The 22,291-nt window shown below is 64.9% G+C and carries 19 protein-coding genes, 1 tRNA gene and 1 riboswitch; of the genes, 7 read left to right on the forward strand and 13 right to left on the reverse strand.

The window, feature by feature from the left end:
• The first annotated feature begins 9 nt into the window (after positions 1–9).
• Positions 10–684: a Crp/Fnr family transcriptional regulator gene (locus tag E1H16_RS02980; RefSeq protein WP_134322176.1), complete on the forward strand. Its 675-nt coding sequence runs from the start codon at positions 10–12 to the stop codon at positions 682–684.
• A gap of 89 nt (positions 685–773) precedes the next feature.
• Here E1H16_RS02980 and E1H16_RS02985 read toward each other — a convergent pair whose 3' ends face one another.
• The 7 genes from E1H16_RS02985 to sp36 form a co-directional block, all read right to left on the reverse strand.
• Positions 774–1,289: an OsmC family protein gene (locus E1H16_RS02985; protein WP_134322177.1), complete on the reverse strand. Its 516-nt coding sequence runs from the start codon at positions 1,287–1,289 to the stop codon at positions 774–776.
• A complete protein-coding gene (gene sfnG, locus E1H16_RS02990; RefSeq protein WP_134322178.1) occupies positions 1,286–2,398 on the reverse strand; it encodes a dimethylsulfone monooxygenase SfnG in 1,113 nt (370 codons plus the stop codon). The genes E1H16_RS02985 and sfnG overlap by 4 nt, the downstream gene beginning before the upstream one ends.
• Before the next feature lie 80 nt (positions 2,399–2,478).
• Entirely contained in the window at positions 2,479–2,994 is a 516-nt protein-coding gene (locus E1H16_RS02995) for a flavin reductase family protein (RefSeq protein ID WP_134322179.1), read from the reverse strand.
• Between the two features lie 306 nt (positions 2,995–3,300).
• A riboswitch (SAM riboswitch) is annotated at positions 3,301–3,392 on the reverse strand.
• A 129-nt stretch (positions 3,393–3,521) separates the two neighbouring features.
• The gene (locus E1H16_RS03000; protein ID WP_134322180.1) at positions 3,522–4,310 is read right to left on the reverse strand and encodes an MBL fold metallo-hydrolase; all 789 of its coding nucleotides are present in this window, start codon (positions 4,308–4,310) and stop codon (positions 3,522–3,524) included.
• Between the two features lie 89 nt (positions 4,311–4,399).
• Positions 4,400–5,203 carry an NUDIX hydrolase gene (locus tag E1H16_RS03005; protein WP_134322181.1) on the reverse strand — a complete coding sequence of 268 codons (804 nt, stop codon included), beginning with the start codon at positions 5,201–5,203 and terminating at the stop codon, positions 4,400–4,402.
• A gap of 2 nt (positions 5,204–5,205) precedes the next feature.
• On the reverse strand, positions 5,206–5,667 hold the full coding sequence (locus E1H16_RS03010) for a RidA family protein (protein ID WP_134322182.1): 462 nt from the start codon (positions 5,665–5,667) through the stop codon (positions 5,206–5,208).
• Between the two features lie 17 nt (positions 5,668–5,684).
• Positions 5,685–5,849: a Sp36 family protein gene (gene sp36, locus E1H16_RS03015; RefSeq protein WP_134322183.1), complete on the reverse strand. Its 165-nt coding sequence runs from the start codon at positions 5,847–5,849 to the stop codon at positions 5,685–5,687.
• Between the two features lie 95 nt (positions 5,850–5,944).
• On the opposite strand from sp36, the gene bagA reads away from it, so the two are divergent.
• On the forward strand, positions 5,945–6,946 hold the full coding sequence (bagA, locus tag E1H16_RS03020) for an ATPase BagA (protein WP_134322184.1): 1,002 nt from the start codon (positions 5,945–5,947) through the stop codon (positions 6,944–6,946).
• Complete coding sequence (gene bagB / locus E1H16_RS03025; protein ID WP_243837604.1) at positions 6,943–8,130, forward strand: ArsA family ATPase; 1,188 nt, start codon at positions 6,943–6,945, stop codon at positions 8,128–8,130. The genes bagA and bagB overlap by 4 nt, the downstream gene beginning before the upstream one ends.
• 200 nt (positions 8,131–8,330) lie before the next feature.
• Here the strand turns inward: bagB and E1H16_RS03030 are convergent, their stop codons facing one another.
• Entirely contained in the window at positions 8,331–8,693 is a 363-nt protein-coding gene (locus E1H16_RS03030; RefSeq protein WP_134322185.1) for a WhiB family transcriptional regulator, read from the reverse strand.
• A gap of 205 nt (positions 8,694–8,898) precedes the next feature.
• Here E1H16_RS03030 and E1H16_RS03035 point away from each other — a divergent pair, with 205 nt between their 5' ends.
• From E1H16_RS03035 to E1H16_RS03045, 3 genes are all read left to right on the forward strand, one after another.
• Positions 8,899–11,412: a penicillin-binding protein gene (locus tag E1H16_RS03035; RefSeq protein WP_134322186.1), complete on the forward strand. Its 2,514-nt coding sequence runs from the start codon at positions 8,899–8,901 to the stop codon at positions 11,410–11,412.
• Between the two features lie 89 nt (positions 11,413–11,501).
• Positions 11,502–12,386, forward strand: a complete 885-nt coding sequence (locus tag E1H16_RS03040) for a metallophosphoesterase (RefSeq protein WP_243837605.1) — start codon at positions 11,502–11,504, stop codon at positions 12,384–12,386.
• A 158-nt stretch (positions 12,387–12,544) separates the two neighbouring features.
• Positions 12,545–12,621: transfer RNA gene (locus E1H16_RS03045), tRNA-Pro, on the forward strand.
• Between the two features lie 77 nt (positions 12,622–12,698).
• Here the strand turns inward: E1H16_RS03045 and E1H16_RS03050 are convergent.
• The gene (locus E1H16_RS03050) at positions 12,699–13,301 is read right to left on the reverse strand and encodes a PadR family transcriptional regulator (protein ID WP_134322187.1); all 603 of its coding nucleotides are present in this window, start codon (positions 13,299–13,301) and stop codon (positions 12,699–12,701) included.
• Positions 13,302–13,379: 78 nt separating this feature from the next.
• On the opposite strand from E1H16_RS03050, the gene E1H16_RS03055 reads away from it, so the two are divergent.
• Complete coding sequence (locus E1H16_RS03055) at positions 13,380–13,823, forward strand: SgcJ/EcaC family oxidoreductase (RefSeq protein ID WP_134322188.1); 444 nt, start codon at positions 13,380–13,382, stop codon at positions 13,821–13,823.
• Positions 13,824–14,059: 236 nt separating this feature from the next.
• Here the strand turns inward: E1H16_RS03055 and E1H16_RS03060 are convergent, their stop codons facing one another.
• The 4 genes from E1H16_RS03060 to gltB all read right to left on the reverse strand — a co-directional run bounded on the left by E1H16_RS03060 (position 14,060) and on the right by gltB (position 21,842).
• Complete coding sequence (locus E1H16_RS03060; protein WP_134322189.1) at positions 14,060–14,767, reverse strand: methyltransferase domain-containing protein; 708 nt, start codon at positions 14,765–14,767, stop codon at positions 14,060–14,062.
• 82 nt (positions 14,768–14,849) lie between these two features.
• Positions 14,850–15,686, reverse strand: coding sequence for an SDR family NAD(P)-dependent oxidoreductase (locus E1H16_RS03065; protein WP_134322190.1), 837 nt, complete (start codon positions 15,684–15,686; stop codon positions 14,850–14,852).
• 152 nt (positions 15,687–15,838) lie between these two features.
• Positions 15,839–17,299 (reverse strand): glutamate synthase subunit beta, encoded by a 1,461-nt coding sequence (locus tag E1H16_RS03070; RefSeq protein ID WP_134322191.1) that lies wholly within the window; start codon positions 17,297–17,299, stop codon positions 15,839–15,841.
• A complete protein-coding gene (gene gltB, locus E1H16_RS03075; RefSeq protein ID WP_134322192.1) occupies positions 17,292–21,842 on the reverse strand; it encodes a glutamate synthase large subunit in 4,551 nt (1,516 codons plus the stop codon). The genes E1H16_RS03070 and gltB overlap by 8 nt, the downstream gene beginning before the upstream one ends.
• Positions 21,843–22,291 lie beyond the last annotated feature (449 nt).

Here is a 22,291-nt window from a genome sequence, read left to right on the forward strand (position 1 = left end):
GGAGGACACGTGGACGAGGTACTGGCCCGCGCAGGCTTGTTCCAGGGCGTTGACGAAGAGGCCCAGGAAGCACTTGCGCGATCATTCGAGTTCCTCGATATGGCCCGTGGATCGGTCATCTTCAAAGAGGGCGAACAGGGCGACAGCTTGTACATCGTGCTCGCTGGCAAGGTGAAAATCGGGCGCAAGTCGGCGGACGGCCGCGAAAACTTGCTGGCAGTCATGGGACCGTCCGACCAGTTCGGCGAATTGTCGCTGTTCGATCCAGGCCCGCGCACCTCCACGGCGTCCGCGCTGACCGACGTCCGCGTCGCACGGCTGCCCAAGGCAGCGCTGCGCCCGTGGCTGACTGATCGCCCCGACCTCGCCGAGCGCCTGCTGCGCGTTATCGCGCGTCGCCTGCGCCGCACGAACAACATCGTCGCCGACCTCATCTTCACCGATGTCCCGGGCCGCGTCGCGAAGGCCCTGCTGAACCTGTCGAAGCAGTTCGGACAGGCCGAAGGCGACAACCTGCGCGTGACTCACGACCTCACCCAGGAAGAGCTCGCTCAGCTGGTCGGCGCATCGCGCGAGACCGTGAACAAGGCGCTCGCCGACTTCGCTCAGCGTTCCTGGCTGCGCCTGGAAGGCAAGAGCGTGATCATCCTCGATCGCGAACGCCTGGCCCGTCGCGCCCGCTAAGTACTCGAAAGACCGGCGGCGTACTCCATGTGGGAGTACGCCGCCGGGCTTCTTTTCGCTGCACTTAGGCCCGCGTCATTCTGCTGGACTTAGGCCCGCGCAAATGTCACCTCGGGCGCGGCGGCGAGCGTCTGCGCTATCACGCAGTAGCGTTCGGTGAGTTCCAGCAGCTTCGTCACTGTCGCATCGTCGGCGTCCGTCGCGAGATCGAATGACAATGCGATGTCGGTGAGGCCGACCGGCGCGTCCTTGGCGACGCCGAGGGTGCCGCGGGCGTCCCAGGTCCCGGTGACCGTCACCTCTGCCTTGTCGAAGGTGACCCCGAGCGCCGTGGCAACCGAACGTAACGTGACGCCCGCGCAGGCGGCGAGCGCGTTCAGCAGTAGGTCCGCGGAGCACGCTTCGCTGCCATCGCCGCCGGTCGCGGGATGCAGTCCCGCCTGCACGTCGCCGGCCCACGTCGGTACGACGGCCGAGATGGAGTCCTCGAGCAGCGTCGCGGTCACTGAGTTGGTCACCAACGCGGTGGCGGGATCCTCCTTGTAACGCTCCTTCAGCGGGCGTTGCAACGCTCGTAGCGCGGCCGCATCAAGGGGTTCGGTCATCCGGTTACCTCCACCAGGTCGTCGTCACGGCCGGCCTTCGCAGCCAGGTCCGCCTCTAGTTCGCGCACCAGCGGAATCACCTGCTGCCCAAACCGCTCGACCTCCTCGCGAATATGCAGGAAGCCGAGCAGCAACAGGTTAACGCCAGCCTTCTTGTACTCGACAATCCGGCGAGCGACTTGCTCGGGAGTACCGATCAGGCCCGTGCGGAACCCGTCGTTGTACTGCACCAGATCGCGGAACTCCGAGTTCGCCCACATTCCCTTCTTATCGCGCGTCGCTTGCCCGGCCTGTTTGACGGACTCGCCGAACCCGTGCACCTTCTCGACGTCCGCCTTGGCGATGATCTCCTCGACGACGGCTTGCGCTTCGGCCTCGCTGTCCCGGACGACGGCGAAGCCGTTCAACGCGAACCGGACGTCGTGTGCGTGCGTGATCGCTTGGGCCGCGACATCGGCGATCTGCTCGTTCACTCCGTCAAGTGTGTTGCCGTTCATGAAGTACCAGTCGCTCAATCGTGCGGCCATCGCCCGCGCGGACGTCGAGTTCCCGCCCTGGAAGATCTCCGGTTGCAACGTCGGTTGCGGGCGGAAGGTGACATCGCGGGTTCGATAGAAGTCGCCGCGGTAGGTGAACCCCTCCTCAGCCCACAGACCGCGCAGCACCTCGATGAATTCCTCGCTGCGGCGGTAACGCTCCTCGTGCTCGAGCCAGTCGAGACCGAGGTTGGTGTATTCCTGCTTGAACCAGCCCGAGACGACGTTCAACGCGAGCCGGTTACCGGTCGTCGCCTGCGCGGTCGCGGCGAGTTTGGCGAGGATGTGCGGCGGCCACTGCCCGGGGTGTACCGCGGCGATCACCTTCAGTCGTTCGGTCGCCGCCAGCAGCGCGAGCGAAAAGCTGACCGATTCGTGCTGGGCGTCGGCGCCGTACGAGGCGAGGTAGCGCACTTGCGTCAGCGCATAGTCGAATCCGACATGCTCAGCGGCCTGGGCGAGGTCAATGTTGTATTCGGGACTGTGGTTGGTGCGTTGCTCGATCGTGGAGACAACAAGTCCACCCGAAACGTTAGGTACCCAGTAGGCGAACTTCAGTGGCTCAGTGGTCATGCTCGTTTCCCTTTGCTGATATGTATGGTTTGTACGATTGATACGGCGGGTCGTGTGACAGCGTCGGCGATCGTGTGACCTCAGGCGAGCGCGGCAATGAATCCGCCGCGGTGATGTAAGAGCGGCCGCGAGGAGCCGATCGCGCCGTCGCGCACGTCCGCGAGCGCGACGACGGATTCGCCGGCATCAAAGAAATCCCGGATCGACAGCACCAGGCGGGCGCACGCGCCATTGAGGTTCGGCAGGCCACGATCGTCGTAGCGCCAGTCGTCGTTACCGTCGATAGCCGAGGACCCAGACCGCCGGAATTCGGCGGCAACGGCGCCTTGGCTGGCATCGAGCAGGTGCGCGGCCGCCCAACGGTGCTCCCGCAGCACGGCGAGCGCTGCTGAGTCGGCCGGCAGGTTGAAACTCACGATCGCCGGCGTGGTCGATACCGACACCAGCGAAGTCACGGTGAGCCCGATCGGGCCGTGCTCACCGAGCCCGGCGATGACCCACGTCGACGTGGCGGCGCGACGGAAAATGGACTGGACGTGCGCGGCCTTGACGTCGCCCGAGCGAACGTCGGAGGCAGAGCTGCAGGAAAAGCACATGGTACGAAAGCCTTGTCTCGGTCAAAAGGCGGTTCGCCAAACGATGAACCGCCGTACGACGGCCCGATGAATCGTTGACGTGAGTGATGGCCCGCTGCCAGGACGGTGATGCGGTCCCAGCGGGCCGGCGAAGCCGCAACGATGCGGCGAAAACGTGCGCTGTTGCCGAAACTAGCCGTTGGGGCTGATAACTCGGCTTACGGGAACGGTGTCAGCAACAACAGGCGCCGACACCGCGGCGCATGAGGTCGATACACCGCCGCGCGTGCAGGCGGTACGACCGGTTCGTGTTGCTGTGCATGGACTCCTCCATCGGTCCTGGCGTGAGCACCTACCCGCGAGGCGGGCGGTTGCTGCGGCGTCCTCGAGCCAGGTCTCTCGGCCGCTCTGGATGGTGCAGAGATTTCAGCACACATCGCCGTACGCCGTCAAGGAATGCGACGTACGGCGCATTCCTTGGCGTGCGAGACACCGCAGGGGCGGTTGCGTCACGCAACCGCCCTGCCGGGAATCGATGCCTACGGGATTCAGTGGGTACGCAGGTACTCCAGTTGCGACTTCACCGACTGCTCCGCGGCCGGCCAGTTCGACTCCGGTACGTCGGTGTAGACATGCTCGACGACCTGCCGCGCGGTCGCGTCGTCCCCGAGTACCCCGAGCGCGTCGCGGACCTGCTGCAGTCGTTGCGCGCGGTGCTGCTGATAGAACTCCGCCGCGCGGCCGGCCGACTCCAGTTCCGGACCGTGCCCCGGCAGCACGGTCGCGTCGCCGTACGCCCTGAGCCGTTCCAGCGAGGACAGGTAGTCAGCGAGGTTGCCGTCGGGGTAGGCGATCACCGTGGTGCCGCGGCCGAGGATCGTGTCCCCGGTCATCACCGCGGCGGGGTTGACGCCGTCGTCCACGATGAATGACAGCGAGTCGCTGGTGTGGCCCGGTGTCGCGATGACCTTGACTTCGACGCCGGCCGCCGAGATCACGTCGCCCTCGCCGAGGCCTTCGCCGCCGTACTGGTGTTTGGGGTCGAGGGCGCGCACTCGCGCGCCGGTCATCTCATGGAAAGTCTTCGCGGACTCGGAATGGTCCCAGTGTCCGTGGGTCAACAGCACCTCGACGACGGTGCCGGCCTCGGCCGCGACGACCTTGAGGTGCTCGAGGTCTTCCGGGCCTGGGTCGACGACGATCGCTTCACGGCGTCCATCGGCGCGCAACAGCCAGGTGTTGGTGCCATCCAGGGTCATCACGTTCGGATTGTTGGCGAGTACGACAGACGCGTACGGCGTGACGTCGCGGCGTACTTCATACAGCGGGTGCGTCATCTGCAGACCTCCATATCCGGGAACTGCGGTGGTGTCGCGCACGCTATCGGGCCGACAGCGTGCGCGAAACCACCGCAGATCAACAGATCCTAATTGACCACGGACCGGCCGGGACCGATCTTGATCGACGGTTTGATCATGGTGCCGTCCGGCAACTTCACATAGTTCACGCCGTCCTGCTGCACGAGTTCGGGCATGATCGGCACGATCCTCGTCGGCGGCGCGGAGACCATCGCCTCCTCTGCCGTCTGGAATGCAGTCAACGCCGTCAGCGTCGCGGTGGTCGGCGGCAGCATCGGGCGCGTGCCGTTGTCGGACTCTTCCACCGCCCGGGCCGCAGGCACCCACTCGGCGTGGTCGTGCTCAGTGGAAATCTCCCGCGGTTCGACACCGTCGGGCAGTTTCATCAAGAAGAAGCGGGTGTCGTACCGCTTGGACTCCGCCTTCGGGGTGATCCAGTGCGCCCACGGGCGGATCAGGTCCGCGCGCACCGACATCCCGCGACGGTTCAGCATCTCCGAAAGGGACTGTTCACGATTCAGCAGCGCGAGACGCTCGGTCTCCCACTCCTCATTGTCGGTGTCGCTCACGGGGGACTCGCCCACCGTGGCCAACAGGATCCCGGCCTCCTCGAAGGTCTCGCGGACTGCCGCAGCCACCAGTGCCTTGGCGCGGCGCTCATCACACGAGAACGCGTCGGCCCAATACCCAGGGTCAGGTCCGATCCAGCCGAATTCGGCGTCCGAGTCGCGCGGGTCCACCCCACCACCGGGATACGCCGTCATCCCACCGGCGAAAGCCATCTGACGGGCGCGGCGAATCAGGTAGACCTCGACGCCTTCGGCGCCGTCCCTGATGAATAGGACCGTCGACGCATCCTTCGGCTCTGGCATACTCACTCGCTTACCTCCACAATGACCTCCACCTCGACGGGGGTGTCGAGGGGCAACACGGCGACGCCGACCGCGGAACGAGCGTGCTTACCCGCATCGCCGAAGACCTCACCCAACAGCTCGGACGCGCCGTTGATGACCAGCGGCTGTTTGGTGAAGGCCGGGTCACTAGCAACGAACCCGACGACCTTCACGATCCGAGTTACCTGATCTAGACCTACCAGATCATCGATTGCGGCGAGCGCGTTGAGTGCCGCCTGGCGCGCATCGTCGTGCGCCTCCTCCAACGACACGCTCGCACCGACCTTGCCGGCACGACGGAGTTTTCCGGCGACCAGCGGCAGTTGTCCGGAGGTGTAGACGAGGTTTCCGCTGCGTAGCGCGGGCACGTAGGCGCCCGCCGGTGTGGCCACCGGCGGCAGCTCGATTCCGAGTTCGGTCAGTCGGGAGGCGATCTCTGCCATGGGGTACCTCTCGAGGTCTAGCCGCGCGGGCGTTTCATGAAGGCAACCAGTTGCTCACCGGTCGGGCCGGGGGTGACGGATACGAGTTCCCAGCCGTCTTCGCCCCAGGTGTCGAGGATCTGCTTGGTGTTGTGGGTCAGCAGCGGAACGGTCACGTACTCCCACGATGTCTTCTCAGCCATGAGCAACACTCTAGGCTGCGGTATTCGGCGCGCTCACCCACGTCTCATAGGCCGGGCACGACGCGACGCGGCGGCACCTCATCTACGCTGAGAGGGTGGACGCACCAGAGACCCCCAGCTGGTGGAGTGACGCGCGGTTGCACGTCGTATCCGGCAAGGGCGGCACCGGCAAGACGACCGTCGCGGCCGCGCTCGCGATCGCGCTCGCCGCGGGCGGACGCCGAACGCTGCTGGTCGAGGTTGAAGACCGTCAGGGCATTGCTCAACTCTTCGGAATTCCGCCATTGCCGTACGGCGAACGTCCCATCGCTGCCGCGCCCGGCGGCGGAGTCCTCGAGGCGCTCGCGGTTGAAGCGGACGCCGCACTCGTGGACTACCTCGACATGTTCTACGGCCTCAAACGCGCCGGCGGGATGTTGCGCAAGGTCGGCGCGATCGATTTCGCGACTGCGGTGGCGCCAGGACTCCGCGACGTACTACTGACCGGCAAGGTCAAAGAAGCGACAACCCGGGTGAAGGACGGGCAGCGGGTGTACGACGCGGTCGTCCTGGACGCTCCCCCGACCGGACGAATCGGCCGGTTCTTGAATGTCACCGGTGAGGTCGCCCAATTAACGAAGGTCGGTCCGATCAAGAAACAGTCCGACGGCGTCATGGCGCTGCTGCGCTCCTCGACGACGGCGATCCACCTGGTCACGCTGCTGGAAGAGATGCCGGTTCAGGAGACGATCGACGCCGCCGCCGAACTGGCCTCCAGCGGGTTGGACGTGTCCTCGGTGATCATCAACATGGCGACCGAGCCACATCTATCAGCGGGCGAACTAGACGAACTCGCCAGCGGGGTCGACGTCCACGCACGTCTCGCGGCGGGCCTGGCGCAGTCCGACGCCGACCCGTCGTACGCCGACGCGTTGGCCAGCGAAATGCAGCAGTACGCCCAACGGTTCACCCAGGAACAGCGCGCCCGCGCCGTACTGCCCACGCTAGGGGTTGACCTGACGGAGTTGCCTCGACTGCACGGGCAGATCACCAAAGAGGGGCTGTACGACCTGGCCGAGCTATTGCGCGAGCAGGCCGGCGCCGAGGTGATCGCGTGAGCAAACCCATGGCCGCGCCTCGGGAGCGGCTGCGCCCCGATGACGCGCCGCACCTGGATATCGACGAACTGATCGAATCCGCGCAAACCCGGGTGATCGTGTGCTGCGGCGCGGGCGGGGTCGGCAAGACAACGACGTCCGCCTCGATTGCGCTGCGCGCCGCGGAGGCCGGACGCCGCGTCGTGGTGCTCACCATCGATCCGGCAAAGCGGCTCGCCCAGTCGCTGGGAATCGAGGAACTCGACAACACCCCGCGCGAGGTCGCAGGAGTTGCAGGCGGATCCGGTGGCGAGCTGTTCGCGATGATGCTCGACATGAAGAGCACCTTCGATGAGATCGTGCTCGAACACACGACGCCGGAGAAAGCTCAGCAGATCTTCGACAACCCCTTCTATCAGACGTTGTCGAGTTCGTTCGCCGGTACGCAGGAGTACATGGCGATGGAGAAGTTGGGCCAACTCGTCGCCAAAGACGAATGGGATCTGGTCGTCGTCGACACCCCGCCGAGCCGATCGGCAATGGACTTCTTGGACGCTCCCGAACGGATGGCCAGGTTCCTGGACGGCAAGGTTCTCAAGGTGTTGCTGGCCCCGGCTCGTTCCGGCGGCCGCGGCGCGTTGAAGTTGGTCAGCGCCGGGATGGGCATGTTCTCCCGGGTGCTGACAAAGATCATCGGCGGCGAAGTGCTGCGCGATATATCCGCGTTCGTGGGCGCGTTGGACACGATGTTCGGCGGGTTTCGGGCGCGGGCCGAAGCGACGTACAACCTATTGCGCCAACCCGGCACGTCGTTCGTCGTGGTCGCGACGGCGGAGCCGGACGCGTTGCGCGAGGCGTCGTACTTCGTCGAGCGACTCGTCGGCGAACACATGCCGTTGTCGGGAGTGGTGATGAACCGCGCGCACTATTCGCACGCCCCCGAGCTGAGCGCGCGCCGGGCGCGCAAGTACGCCGATCAATTGTGGCCCGAAGACGTCGAGCCGACCGAGGACGGCGCGCTGGCTGCCGCCGCGCTGCGGGTACACGCCGAACGGGTTGAGTTGACGATGCGCGAGCAGAAACTCACCGACCGTTTCGTGAAGGCGCACCCGGAGGTCGCGCTCGGTGAGGTTGAGGCGCTGCCGCGCGACGCTTATGACCTAGCGGACCTCCGCGAAATCGGCGACCGTCTCGCCACGCCCTAGACGCTGCCGCCCCGGGCCCGGCGCCTCGGCGCACGCAAAAAAGGCGGCGGCGCAAAAAACGCAGCCGAAAAGCCGGGGCATCGCGCTAGAGACGATGCCCACCCGATTCTGCTGCGTAATTTGCGACCCGACCCGTCCCAAGGCCAAGGCCCCAGCGCGACCCAATCCGACCTACCGGCGCGCCCACGGGCTCGGCTCGATTAGCCAACGCGGCGGGCACGCCCGGTGTCGGAAGGCGCTCGGTGCAACCGTTCACCGGATTCGGTATTAGCCAGAGCGCCGAGGCGCTGGCGCCAGTTGGTGACGTCCGGATGACGTCGTAGCAGCGCGCGGCGTTCACGCTCGGTCATTCCGCCCCACACACCAAACTCGGTTCGGTTGTCGAGGGCGTCAGCAAGACATTCGGTCTGTACCGGACAGCCGCTGCAGATCTTCTTCGCCTGGTGCTGCGCCGCTCCCTGCACGAACAGTGCCTCCGGATCGGAGCCTATGCAGCGGGCCTCGGCAGTCCAGTCGGCCATGGGAGTACGCGCAGCTTCGGTGAAGACGATTGTGCTCGACATAGTGTTCACTCCTGTTGGTCACGGGTGCCATTTCTGGCCTTGCGTGGAGTGAGACCTACTCGCCAGTAAGTTATGACGCGATTTCGGGAAAATGTTTCCTACGACACACAGAAATCCTGTTTGAGGCCGACTGGCTGGGCAAATTGGGATAGGTGATCGTTCACGATTTACCCGACAGTGACCTAGTCCTGCGTACGCTATCGGGGTGTCTAGCACCGTTTTCAGCAAACTGACGGCCGTCGTCAAGCTCGTCGCAGCGATCTGCGCGGGCGGTCTCGTGCTTGCCGCGATGCTCTTCCCCGTCCTCGGTGGAGCAGGCGCAGCGACGAAAACCGCATCGCAGCTGGTCCAGGACGTCGATACCGAGTTCAATGCCGCCGAGCCGGCGTTGATCTCGCGGGTACGTGCCGCGGATGATTCGCCGCTGGTCTACTACTACAACTACTACCGGCTGCCGACCACGCTGGACAAGATGGGCGAATGGGCGCCGAAGGCGATCGTGGCGATCGAGGACCGGCGGTTCTATCAGCACAACGGTGTTGACCTAGAGGGCATGTTCCGCGCCTTGGTGAAGAACACGATCAGCGGCGACACCGACGAGGGCGCCTCGACGCTGACCCAGCAGTTGGTGAAGAACGTGCTCTTCTACCAGGCCACGACACAAAAAGAGCGCGACGAGGCCACTGAAAGCAGCTACGCACGCAAGCTGCGCGAGGCGAAGATCGCCGTCAACCTCGAGAAGACCATCTCCAAGGACGAGATTCTTGAGCGCTACCTGAATCTGATGAACATGGGCGGCGGCGCATACGGCATTCGCGCGGCATCGAAGATGTACTTCGGTATCGAACCCGCCGATCTGAGTATCGCGCAAGCGGCGATGATCGCCGGCATCGTGCAGTCGCCGACTCATTGGGACCCGCTGAACAATCCGCAGGCCACCAAAGAGCGCCGCGACCTGGTAATTGACGCGATGGCCGACACCAACGCCATCACCGAAGACCAGGCTACAGAGGCCAAGAAGAAGCCATTGGGCTTGAAGAACGACGGCGGTGCGAAGCCAAACCGCGCCTGCGCAGAGGCACCGAACAACGGCGGCTTCTATTGCGATTACGTGACGTCGTACCTGACGAAGAACCTCGGTATTCCGGAGAAGGTTCTTAAAGAGGGTGGGCTGACGATCAAGACCTCGTTGCAGCCGAATTACCAGAACGCCGCGACGAACGCGATCTTGAGCGCCGCTCCCGTGCTGTATCAGGACCCGTCGACGTTCGGCCTGTCCGATACCCGACTGGCGACGATGCCGATCATGGATCCGAAGACCGGTCAGGTGCAGGCGCTCGCGGTCAACAAGAAGTACGGCAACGATCCCAACGACCCGACACAGACCGTTAACAACTACCCGATCTTGCCGAACGGTGACGGCGCCGGGTCCACCTACAAGTTGTTCACCACGATTGCCGCGCTACGCGAGGGCACCGGCATCAACTTCCAGTTGAACGCGCCACCGCCGTACACCTCGAAGATCATGGCGGCAATGGGCATCGACTACTCGGTGGAGAACGCCACGGCGGGCTATCCGAGCCGGATGCCGCTGTGGCAGGCGCTGTACATGTCCTCCAACACCTACTTCGTGGCCCTCGAGGATTACCTGGGCTCGATCACCCCGGTCGTTGAGGCCGCGCAAGACACCGGGCTGTGGGCGCCCGGAGACACCGAGATCGCCGACACGATCAAGGCTGAACAGCGCGCCTCGTTCACGCTCGGTCCAGAGTCGACCAGCCCGCTGCGGCTCGCCACCGCCTACGCCACCATCGCGAACAGCGGTACCCGCTGCGAGCCGACACCGATCGTGAGCATCACCGGCCCGGATGGCAAGCCGGCGATCAACCCGGAGACGAAGAAGCCCTGGTACACGCCGGACACGAACTGCACGAAGGACGCAGTGTCCCCGGGCGTCGCCAACACGATCAACCAGATCCTGCTCAAGGACGTCATGCCGGGCAACAGTGGCCAGACCGGAGCGAACGCATACGTTCCTGGTTACCAGATCGCTGGTAAGACGGGTACGGCGGAAACCAACCGCGCGTACTCCTTTGTCGGCTACACGCCGGACATCGTGGCCGCGGTACTCGCCTTCGATCCGACCAACAACAACCCGCTACCCGGTAGCGGTGGCGAGCAGGGCTTCGGTGGCGGCTTCCCTGCGACGATCTGGCGCCTGGCGATGGAACAGATCCTGCCCAGCGTCGGCGTGAGCGAATTCCCGCCGGGCGATCCCGAGGTTGAGGCCGGCAAGTCGACCACGATGAGCGTCGACTGCGTCGGTCAGTCACCGTCCAACTGCCAGGCCATGGCGCAGAATGCGGGCTTCTTCGCCGTCGACAGCGGTAACCCCGTCGACTCCACACTTCCCGCGGGTGTGGTGGCCAGCCAGTCCCCAGCACCCGGCTCGACGGTGCCGCTGTCGGCCACGATTACCTACTCGGTCTCCAGCGGTAAAGCCCCGGCCGGCCAGCCGTGCCAGCCTGGACAGGACCCGAAGACGGGCTGCAAGTCCGACAAGGAAGACGAAGAGAAGAAGGACGAGGACAAGCAAGACGAGGAAAAGCAGGATGAGGAGAAGGACGAAGACAAGCCGTCGGACGCGAAACCGTCCGACGACAAGCCGCCAAGCAACTCATCTTCGAGCAACAACAACAATGACGAGGACGACAACTGACCGGTCTCCGGCCGACCACTGAGCAGCCGCGCGTCGCCGCGGCGCACCCCACTGCCCCGTCGCCGCCATGGCGACGACGAGCTGGCGTCGTGGCCGCAGCGTTCGCCGCAGTTGGCACGATGACGGCGGCGTACGCCACGCTCGTCGAGCGCAACAATTTCGCGTTGCGGCGGTTTACGGTTCCGGTGCTGCCGCCGGGATCGCCGGACATACGCGTGTTGCAGTTGTCCGACCTACACGTGAGGGCGCAGCAGCGATGGAAGGTCGCGTGGGTCCGGCGCCTGGCTCGATTCAACCCGGATCTGGTGATCTCTACAGGCGATCACATCGGGGGCGATGAGCACGCGTTCGAGAACTCGCTGCGTGCGCACGAGCCTTTTTTGGGTCTGCCGGGCGCGTTCATCTGGGGCAACAACGACCACTTCGCGCCCGTGCCGAAAAGTCCGATTCACTACTTCACCGGCGGTGGGCCGCACCGGCGCGGTGCACGTATCGATCTACGGTCGCTTCGCGAACAGCTGGCCTCCGGTGGCTGGCTCGACTTGAACAACTCCGTAGGCACGCTCGACGTTGCCGGGGTACGGATCGGATTCGGCGGCACCGACGATCCGCACACACGCCGCGACAGGTATGCCGAGATCGCTGGGCGAGTCGCCGCGGATGCCGATGTGCGCATCGGGCTCACTCATTCCCCCGAGCCGCGCGTATTGGACTGGTTCTCCGACGACGGGTACGACGTGGTGTTGGCCGGACACACCCACGGTGGGCAAGTACGGATTCCGATCTACGGCGCACCCACCACGAATTGCGGAATTGACCGCTCCCGCGTTCGGTGGCTGTCCTCGTGGACGTCGCCGGCCGGTAACGACACCACGCTGCACGTCAGCGCCGGCCTGGGAACGTCGCCGTACGCTCCGATTCGGTTCTGCTGCCGTCCCGAAGCCACCCTGCTCACCCTCACCGCGCGCCGCTAACCTCGGCGCCAACTCCAGTGGCCACCGCGCACCAGTGGGTCGGGCGGGGCGCGTTGCTGGGTGAGTCGCAAGCGCGTCAGCGGTGCGCGGTCACCCTCCTCACACCCGCTCGCATTTGTACTGGGGCATCGAGTAAAGTATCCCTTCGGTGCTTTCACCGGGGTGTGGCGCAGCTTGGTAGCGCGCTTCGTTCGGGACGAAGAGGTCGTGAGTTCGAATCTCGCCACCCCGACCAAGAAACACCGACTGAGGCCCTGCTCGAGAAACTCGAGTAGGGCCTCAGCGCATTACGGGCGACTCGCGGCCGGCCGTTCAGAAATCACCGGGCAGCGCACCGTCGGGAATCCAGCCGAGGTCGCCGGACTCGATACGCGCGATAATGTCGCTGAACCATGTTCGTTCGGCGCTCAACTGGTCACGCTCGTACGCCGCCTCGACCAGCAAGATTTCGGGCACCTCGGCTGCCGATTCCAGATCTGAGGTGGCTAGCGCGACCGCCGAGTCGAGTGCCGTCAGGCGCGCGCGAAGCGCCAGGAGCGTCTCATCGCGGGTCAGTACGCCGACGAAGGACAGAGCCGCGATCGTGACGGTGCGGTCGGGCTGCGGAGTCGACAGCAAGAGCGATACCCGGCGACGCACCTCGGATCGTCCGGCATCGGTGAGCGCGAAGACCGTGCGTTCGGGACGGCCGCCGGCCTGCTCCGAGCCAATCGGCTCAATCAGATGCGCGCTCTCGAGTCGCTGCACCGCGTGGTAGATGCTGCGCGGGATACCAGCCACGAACGTCTTACGTGTCTCGACGACGAACCGGTGAATGTCGTACGGGTGACGCGGCCCGACCGTCAGCAGGGCGAGAACCGTCAGCGCGGGGAGGTCGCGGTCGGCGCGGCTGAGCACGGGGAGCGATTCGATCATCGCGTCAAGTCTACGAGGTTGACAGACCTTTATGGCAAACTGCACTATAGATAGTGCAGTTTGCCATAAGGAGGCATCATGACCAATACCGCCCTATCCCCCGACATCGTCGATACGCTGGAGCGCATGCGCCGCGCGTGGGACGCCGGCGACGCAACGGCGTACGCCGAAGAGTTCACCGAGAACGCGACCTACGTCATCTACGCCGGGCTGATCAGCCACGGCCGCGCACAAATCCTCGCCGACCACATCCCCGTCTTCGAGCGTTGGCAGCGCGGTAGCCGCATGTCGATGAAGGTGCTCGACGTTCGCACGATCAACGACGACACCGCGGTCGTGCTCACCGAGGGAGGCGTCGGCAAGCGTGGTACATCCGCCGTACGGCACAACAAGGTCCAGACCTACGTCATGGTGCGCGAGGCGGGACAATGGCGCTGCGCGGCATTCCAGAACACGAAACGCAACCGCCTATTCGCCGCGATCAACGCCCGCATGACTCGACAGCACGCTGCGCAGCAGTAACGCCACGGCTGGACGACGCCTGTTGCAGTGCTCGCCCGCTTCGTCTACCGGTCAACCTAGCCAACGGCCGCACCTCCGCTAGATCTGCGTTTCAGGTGGCGAGGCTTGCGGCGGTAGTCGCTTGAGCCTGCGGTGCGCTTGAGGCGGTGGTCGGCCTTGGGGCGGCGGTGCGGTTTCAGGCGGCGAGGATTGAGACGGTAATCAGGGCGAAACGGCAAGCCGACTGCCGGTGACCGTCAGGAGATGTAGTGGTCGTGCCCCCGCGTGAACACGTCCAACACGAACTCCTCGTCGAAATGCGCCACCTGGTGCCGAAACCGGCGCGCCGCGAAGATGCCACGCAACTCTTCGTGGACGTCCTCCCCGGTCGACACCGCGCCGTCAGCACGTTCGCGCCAGTGGACCGCGACGATCTCAACTCGGTCAGCTGCGCGCTCGATCATCTCGGCAACGGCCGCCGCTCGCTCATCGCCCGACAGGTAATAGAGGAATTCGGACAACACGATCAAGTCGAACGGGCCGCGCGGCGCCGGTGATCGCTGACTGATCCGCAGAATATCGCCAGACGGCGTAATCGCCTGATAAGCCGGCTTCTGCTCCGACGACCTCCCAGTCTCACCGACCGCCGAGTCGAGCGACGACACCTCGTCGTACGGTAGGCGACGGGCGTCGAGCGTCATATTCGACGCGTCTGCGCACACATCGCGCGCAACCGCCACGGCGGCCTCGGACGCATCACACGCCACGACATCATCACACCTGTCGGCGAGCGCTCTCGCTAGATGTCCGGTGCCGCACGCGGGATCTAGGGCCCTTGTATATCGGCGTTCTGCGAGCGCCGCGAGCACGACGGCTACCTTTCGCTGCTCGTACCAACTCGACCCCACCGACCACGGGTCGGTTTCCTCGACGTACAGCCGGTCAAAGTCCGGAGACACAGTCACCCGAACATTCTCCCACTAACCACGCACAAGCGCGATTCCGCCCGGTTCGTAACGCCGCTGGACCCTCGATGCGGGTCGCAGCTCAGGACGAGATTTCCTTGTCGAAGACAAACACCGGGTTGCTTCGTTCCCCCGCGGTACGGCCGGCATCAACGGGCACGGTCACGCCCGTCGTCCACTTCGCGGCAGGGCTCAGCAGGAATACGACGGTCTCAGCTACGTCCCACGGCGTCCCTTCCGTCTGAAGCATCGAGCGCTGGCGTCGCGCCTCACGCATTTCAGTGGTCATGTTCTGCGAGGCGACCATCGCCGTGTACGCCATTCCGGGAGCTACGCAATTAACCCGGATTCCGTCCGCGCCATGCTGCGCTGCCATCGCGCGTGTCATGTTCACGATCGCGCCTTTAGTTACCGCATAGGCGATGTGCGCGTGTCCGCCCACCAGACCGGCCGCCGAACTCATGTTCACGATCGCGCCGCCACCTGCGGCGACCATCTTCGGGATGGCGTATCGCGAGGTGAGCAGCATCGAGGTGACGTTCACATCGAGCGTACGGCGCCACTTCTCGAGGTCGACGTTGACGACCGTTCCTTGCGGACCGCCGACGCCGACGTTGTTGAACAACATGTTCACCGCACCGTACTCGGCAACGGCGCGTTCGCTTATCTCACGGCAAAAGGCGTCATCGGTGACGTCGCCTACCAGCGGCAGGCATGACCCGCCGGACTCGTTGAGGTACGACGCAGTGTCCTCGACGCGAGACGCGTCGCGGTCGACGGCGACCACGTTCGCGCCGCGGCGAGCGAGCAATGTCGCGACCGCGCGCCCGTTGCCTACAACGTCCGCCGGGGCAGACCCAGCGCCCGTCACGGTCGCAGTCAGCCCGGTCAGGTCAGTGCTCATGGGAGGTTCAGTCATGCACCGACGCTACAACGCGGCCATAACCGCCACTGTCGGGTGATGCACCTTCTCCCAATTGCACTCACCGACTTGCCCGGCCAGCGACGTCTGCGCTCCGCACCGGCACCGCTTCGATGACGCCCGACAAAGGCGGCCACACTCCGCGCGGGTTAGACGACGAGCGGGCGGTCACCTGGGTTGATCGGCCGCGGCAACTGCGACGGCACGCCGGTCAAGAACTCGTCCACGCCCTTCGCAGCAGCCCGCCCTTCGGCAATGGCCCACACGATCAGCGACTGGCCACGACCGGCGTCACCGGCGACGAAGACACCCGGCACCGACGTCTGGTAGTCGTTCGCACGTACGACGTTGGTGCGTTCGTCCAACGGCACACCGAGCTGGTCCACGAGCCCTTCGCGCTCCGGACCGAGGAACCCCATCGCCAGCAGCACCATCTGCGCCGGAATTTCGCGCGCCGTACCAGGCACCTCTTCGAAGCGACCGTCGACCATCGCCACCTCGGCAACCTCGAGCGCCCGCACGTTGCCGTCGGCATCGCCGAGGATCCGCTTCGTAGACACGGCGTACAACCGCTCGCCGCCTTCTTCATGCGCCGAGGCGATCCGGAAGATTGTCGGGTACGTCGGCCACGGCTGCGAAGCCGGACGATCGTCACCCGGCTGCGGCATGATTTCGAGCGTCGTCACCGAGGCCGCACCCTGACGTAGCGCCGTACCGATGCAGTCCGCGCCGGTATCACCGCCGCCGATCACGATCACGTCCTTGCCGGTAGCCACGACCTGATCGGCGACCTCCTCGCCCAACGCGACTCGGTTGGCCTGCGGCAAGTAGTCCATCGCCTGGTACGTGCCGACGAATTCGCGTCCGTCGACCGGCAGGTCGCGACGCACCGTTGCGCCGGTCGCGAGTACGACGGCGTCGTACCTCGCGCGCAATTCGGCGCCGGTGATGTCCTTACCGACCGTGACGCCACAACGGAAACGGGTGCCTTCAGCCTTCATCTGGTCGATGCGGCGATCCAGCACGGCCTTTTCCATCTTGAACTCGGGGATGCCGTAGCGCAGCAGGCCGCCGGGCTTGTCGTCGCGCTCATACACCGCGACGGTGTGTCCCGCGCGCGTCAACTGCTGCGCGACCGCGAGCCCGGCCGGACCCGATCCGACGACGGCGACGGTCTTACCGGTGAGCCGCTCCGGCGGCATCGGCGTGACCAGGCCCTCAGCGAACGCGTTCTCGATCGTCTGCACTTCGATCTGCTTGATGGTGACCGCTGGCTGGTTGATCCCCAGCACACAAGCGGTTTCGCACGGTGCCGGGCACAACCGTCCGGTGAACTCAGGAAAGTTGTTCGTCGCGTGCAGCCGCTCGATACCGTCTGCGGTGTCACCTTTCCAGGCAAACGTGTTCCACTCCGGGATCAGGTTGCCCAGCGGGCATCCGGAGTGGCAGAACGGAATGCCGCAGTCCATGCACCGCGAGGCCTGCCGCTTGAGCTGGTCGCCGTCCTGCGCCTCGTAGACCTCTTTCCAGTCCATGATGCGCACGTCGACGGGCCGCCGCTGCGGCAACTCCCGCTCGCGGTGCTTCAGGAAACCCTGTGGGTCAGCCATTGAAAACCTCCATGATGCGGCTCCACACCTCGGCGCCGTCGAGATCGAGTCCCTGCTCCGCGGCGTCGGCGCGTACGTCGAGCACGCGCTGGTAGCCGCGCGGTAGCACGACCTTCATCCGCTTGATTCCGTTCGACCAGTCGTCTAGCAGCCCCTGTGCAACCGTCGATCCGGTCCATTTCACGTGATCGGTCAACAGTCGATGCACGATCTCGATATCCGACTCACGCAAGGAAAGTACGTCGACCAGTTCGGGATTCACGACCTGTTCGTCGAGGTCCAGGACGTAAGCGACACCGCCGGACATACCGGCACCGAGGTTACGTCCGGTTTCGCCGAGGACCATGGCGATACCGCCGGTCATGTACTCGCACGCGTGATCGCCGACGCCTTCTACAACCGCAGTCGCGCCTGAATTACGCACGCAGAAGCGCTCGCCAACCTTGCCACGCAGGAACAACTCTCCCGTCGTCGCGCCGTACCCGATCACGTTGCCGGCAATGACATTCTGTTCGGCGACAAGCGGCGCGCGCTCGTCCGGGCGGACGACGACCCGCCCGCCGGACAGGCCCTTGCCGACGTAGTCATTCGCGTCACCGCTCATCAGCAAGGTGACGCCGGCTGGCAGGAACGCGCCCAACGACTGCCCCGCGGACCCCGTCAGGGTGAACTGGATCGAGTTGTCCGGTAAACCTGCTGGATGCGCCTTCGTGACCTCGTGGCCCAGCATGGTGCCAACGGTGCGGTTCACATTGCGGATCTCGACCGTTTCGCGGACCTGCTCACCGTTATCGATCGCGGGGCGGGCCAGTGCGATCAACTGCTGGTCGAGGGCCTTGCCCAAGCCGTGGTCCTGCCCTGCCGAGTTGTACGGCGTACCGCCGGTCGGGTCCTCAACAGTGGCCAGGATCGGCGACAGGTCCATACCCGAAGCCTTCCAGTGCTCGATCGCACGATCGACCTTCAGCGACTCGGCGTGGCCGACCGCCTCCTGAATCGAGCGGAACCCGAGCGCCGCCAAGTGTTCGCGGACTTCCTCGGCGATGTATTCGAAGAAGGTCTCAACAAACTCTGGTTTGCCGCTATAGCGGGAACGCAGCTCCGGATTCTGGGTTGCGATGCCGACCGGGCAGGTGTCCTGGTGGCACACGCGCATCATCACGCAGCCGGACACGATCAGCGGGGCGGTCGCGAACCCGAACTCCTCAGCGCCGAGCAGTGCGGCGATCACGACGTCGCGACCGGTCTTCATCTGCCCGTCGGCCTGCACCACGATCCGGTCCCGCAAACCGTTCAGTCGCAGGGTCTGCTGGGTCTCCGCCAAACCGAGTTCCCACGGCGCACCCGCATGCTTGAGCGAGGTCAGCGGCGAAGCGCCGGTACCGCCGTCGTGGCCGGAAATCAGCACCACGTCCGCATGCGCCTTCGAGACACCCGCGGCGACAGTGCCGACACCGATCTCGGCGACCAGTTTCACGTGAATACGCGCCTGAGGGTTGGCGTTCTTCAGGTCGTGGATCAGCTGAGCGAGATCTTCGATCGAGTAGATGTCGTGGTGCGGGGGCGGCGAAATAAGCCCGACGCCAGGGGTGGAGTGCCGCGTCTTGGCGACCCACGGGTACACCTTCTGGCCCGGCAACTGTCCACCTTCGCCCGGCTTCGCCCCCTGCGCCATCTTGATCTGGATGTCGTCGGACTCGGTCAGGTAGTGGCTGGTGACGCCGAAGCGTCCCGACGCGACCTGCTTGATCGACGATCGGCGCGTGGGGTCCAGCAGTCGCTCGACGTCCTCGCCACCCTCTCCGGTGTTGGACTTACCACCGAGACGGTTCATCGCGATCGCGAGGGTCTCGTGCGCTTCCTGCGAAATGGATCCGTAGGACATCGCTCCGGTGGAGAACCGTTTCACGATCTCGCTGACCGGTTCCACTTCCTCGATCGGGATCGGCTGGCGGCCCGTCGAGGACGCATCGGAGAACTCGAACAGTCCGCGTAGGGTCATCAACTCCTCGGACTGGTCATCGACCAGTTTCGTGTACTGCTTGAAGATGTCGTAACGCTTCTGCCGGGTGGCGTGCTGCAACCGGAAGACAGTGTCCGGGTTGAACAGGTGCGGCGCGCCGTCGCGGCGCCACTGGTACTCGCCGCCGGTCCACAGCGGACGGTGCGGAATCTCCACGCCCTCCGGCGGATACGCCATCGCGTGCCGCTGCGCGACCTCGGCCGCGATCACATCGAGTCCGATTCCACCGAGCTGGCTGGTCGTCCCGGTGAAGTACTTGTCGACGAGGGCCTGGGACAAACCAACGGCCTCGAAGACCTGTGCGCCGCAGTACGACGGCACGGTCGAGATGCCCATCTTGGACATCACCTTCAGCACGCCCTTACCGAGCGCCTTGATCAGGTTCTTCACGGCGGTCTCGGGCGAGATGCCCTCGATCAAGCCGCGACGGACCATGTCCTCGACGGTCTCCATCGCCAGATACGGGTTGACACCCGCAGCGCCGTACCCGATCAGCAAGGCAACGTGGTGCACTTCGCGGACGTCGCCGGCCTCGACAATCAGGCCGACCTTCGTGCGGGTCTTTTCCCGAACGAGGTAGTGGTGCACTGCGGCAGTCAGCAGCAGCGACGGGATCGGCGCGTAGTCGCGTCCGGCGTCACGATCGGAGAGCACGATGAACCGGGCGCCGTGCTCGATGGCCTCTGAGATCTCACCGAAGATGACCTCGAGCCGGTCCGCAATTCCCTGACCGCCCTGCAGGTGGTCGTATAAGCCGCGGACGACGTGCGTGGCGTAGCCGGGCTGATCGCCTTCGGCGTTGATGTGCACGATCTTCGCGAGCTGATCGTTGTCGATCACCGGGAAGTCCACAGCGAGCTGGCGTGCATGCGTCGCCGAGACCGACAGCAGGTTGCGCTCTGGACCGATCGAATTGCCCAGGGAGGTGACGAGTTCTTCGCGAAGCGCGTCTAATGGCGGGTTGGTGACCTGAGCGAACAGTTGGTTGAAGTAATCGAACAGCAGGCGCGGACGCTCCGACAACACGGCGATCGGCGTATCGGTGCCCATCGAGCCGAGCGCCTCGCCGCCGGTCTTCGCCATCGGCGTCAGCAGGATCCGAGTCTCCTCGTGGGTGTACCCGAAGGTTTGCTGGCGGCGCGCGACCGAGGACGGTGTGTGCACGATGTGCTCGCGCTCAGGCAGGTCGTCGATGCGGACGATGCCGTCGTCCAGCCAGTCCTGGTACGGCTGCTGAGCGGCCAGGTTTGCCTTGATCTCGTCATCTTCGATGATCCGACCATGCTCGGTGTCGACCAGGAACATTCTGCCCGGCTGCAGGCGACCGGCGCGCACAACCGTTGACGGGTCGAGGTCGAGGACGCCGGACTCGGAGGCGAGGACGACGAGACCATCCTCGGTGACCGAGTAGCGGCCCGGACGCAGACCGTTGCGATCGAGTACGGCGCCAACCAGCGTGCCGTCGGTAAACGTGACACAGGCCGGTCCGTCCCACGGCTCCATCAGCATCGAGTGGAACTCGTAGAACGCGCGGCGCGCAGGATCCATCGTTTCGTGGTTTTCCCACGCCTCCGGGATCATCATCAGTACCGAATGCGGAAGCGAACGTCCGCCGAGGTGCAGCAACTCGAGGACCTCGTCGAAACTCGCCGAGTCCGAGGCGTCCTCCGAGCAGATCGGGAACAAGCGCTTCATATCGCCAGGGATAACGTCGGAGGTCAGCGCGGACTCGCGCGCGCGCATCCAATTGCGATTGCCCTTAACCGTGTTGATTTCACCGTTGTGCGCGATCATCCGGAACGGATGCGCCAGCGGCCACGAGGGGAAGGTGTTGGTGGAGAACCTGGAGTGCACCAGCGCCAGCTTCGTCGCCATCCGGGCGTCCGATAGGTCGCTGAAGAACGGCTCGAGCTGGCTGGTGGTGAGCATGCCCTTGTACACGATCGTGCGCGAGGACAGCGATGCGAAGTACGCGCCAGTCTCGTGCTCGGCACGCTTACGCAGACAGAAGGCGAGCCGGTCCAGGTTCACACCGGTCTGCTTGCCGTAGTTCGAGGAGACGAACAGCAGCGCGAAATGCGGCATGCAGTCGCGGGCGACCTGCCCGATGATGTCTGCGGCCACCGGAACGTCACGCCAGCCGAGCACCTTCAAGTGCTCCTCGGCCGCGATCTCTTCAATCTTCGCGATCGCTGTGGCGCGCTCGGTTTGGTCCTGCGGAAGGTAGGCCATACCGCCGGCGTACGAGTCGATCGCGGGTAGTTCGAAATCGACGACGCCGCGTAAGAACTCGTCGGGCATCTGCATCAAGATGCCGGCGCCGTCTCCAACCAACGGATCGGCGCCAGTGGCGCCGCGGTGGTCAAGGTTGCGCAATGCCGTCAGGGCGTGCTCGACTATGTCGTGCCCGGCGTGTCCGCGCATGGTTGCGACCATCGCGACACCACAGGCATCATGCTCATGGGCAGGGTTGTACAGCCCTTGAGCTACGGGGCGCGTGGAGAAACTGGCAAGCGACATGACAAGTCACCGTCCTGTTCTGCGATAGGAGTTATCGGAGTACAGCCTGGACGGCATCGGCCAGAGCGAAGACTAACTTTACCCGCTCGGCGCACCGGGTTTCAAACCAGTAGCGCGATCCCGGCAAAGATCACGCCGCCTATAACTCTTCCGCAACACAACCGTTTGATCGTTGCACCGACAACCAATCGGGTAGCTGCCGAACACGTCACACCCGCCGGTCATCGGTAGAACGCGCGGCGCCCGCCGGTCCTCGACGGAGAGGGACGACGAACGAGGCCCGAACGGGTGGAGACGGCGGGGACGGCCACGGGTCGTACGCCGCTCTGGGGCACGTGACCCACATGCCAGCGCCCACCATTGGCAGTCGCGTCCCACGCCATGCCCGCTCTGCGGCTACGTACATCTCGCCACCGCCGACAGATGTGGTCGGCGGTGGCGAGGAGATC

The organism is Cumulibacter soli, from assembly GCF_004382795.1.
GTDB lineage: Bacteria > Actinomycetota > Actinomycetes > Mycobacteriales > Antricoccaceae > Cumulibacter > Cumulibacter soli.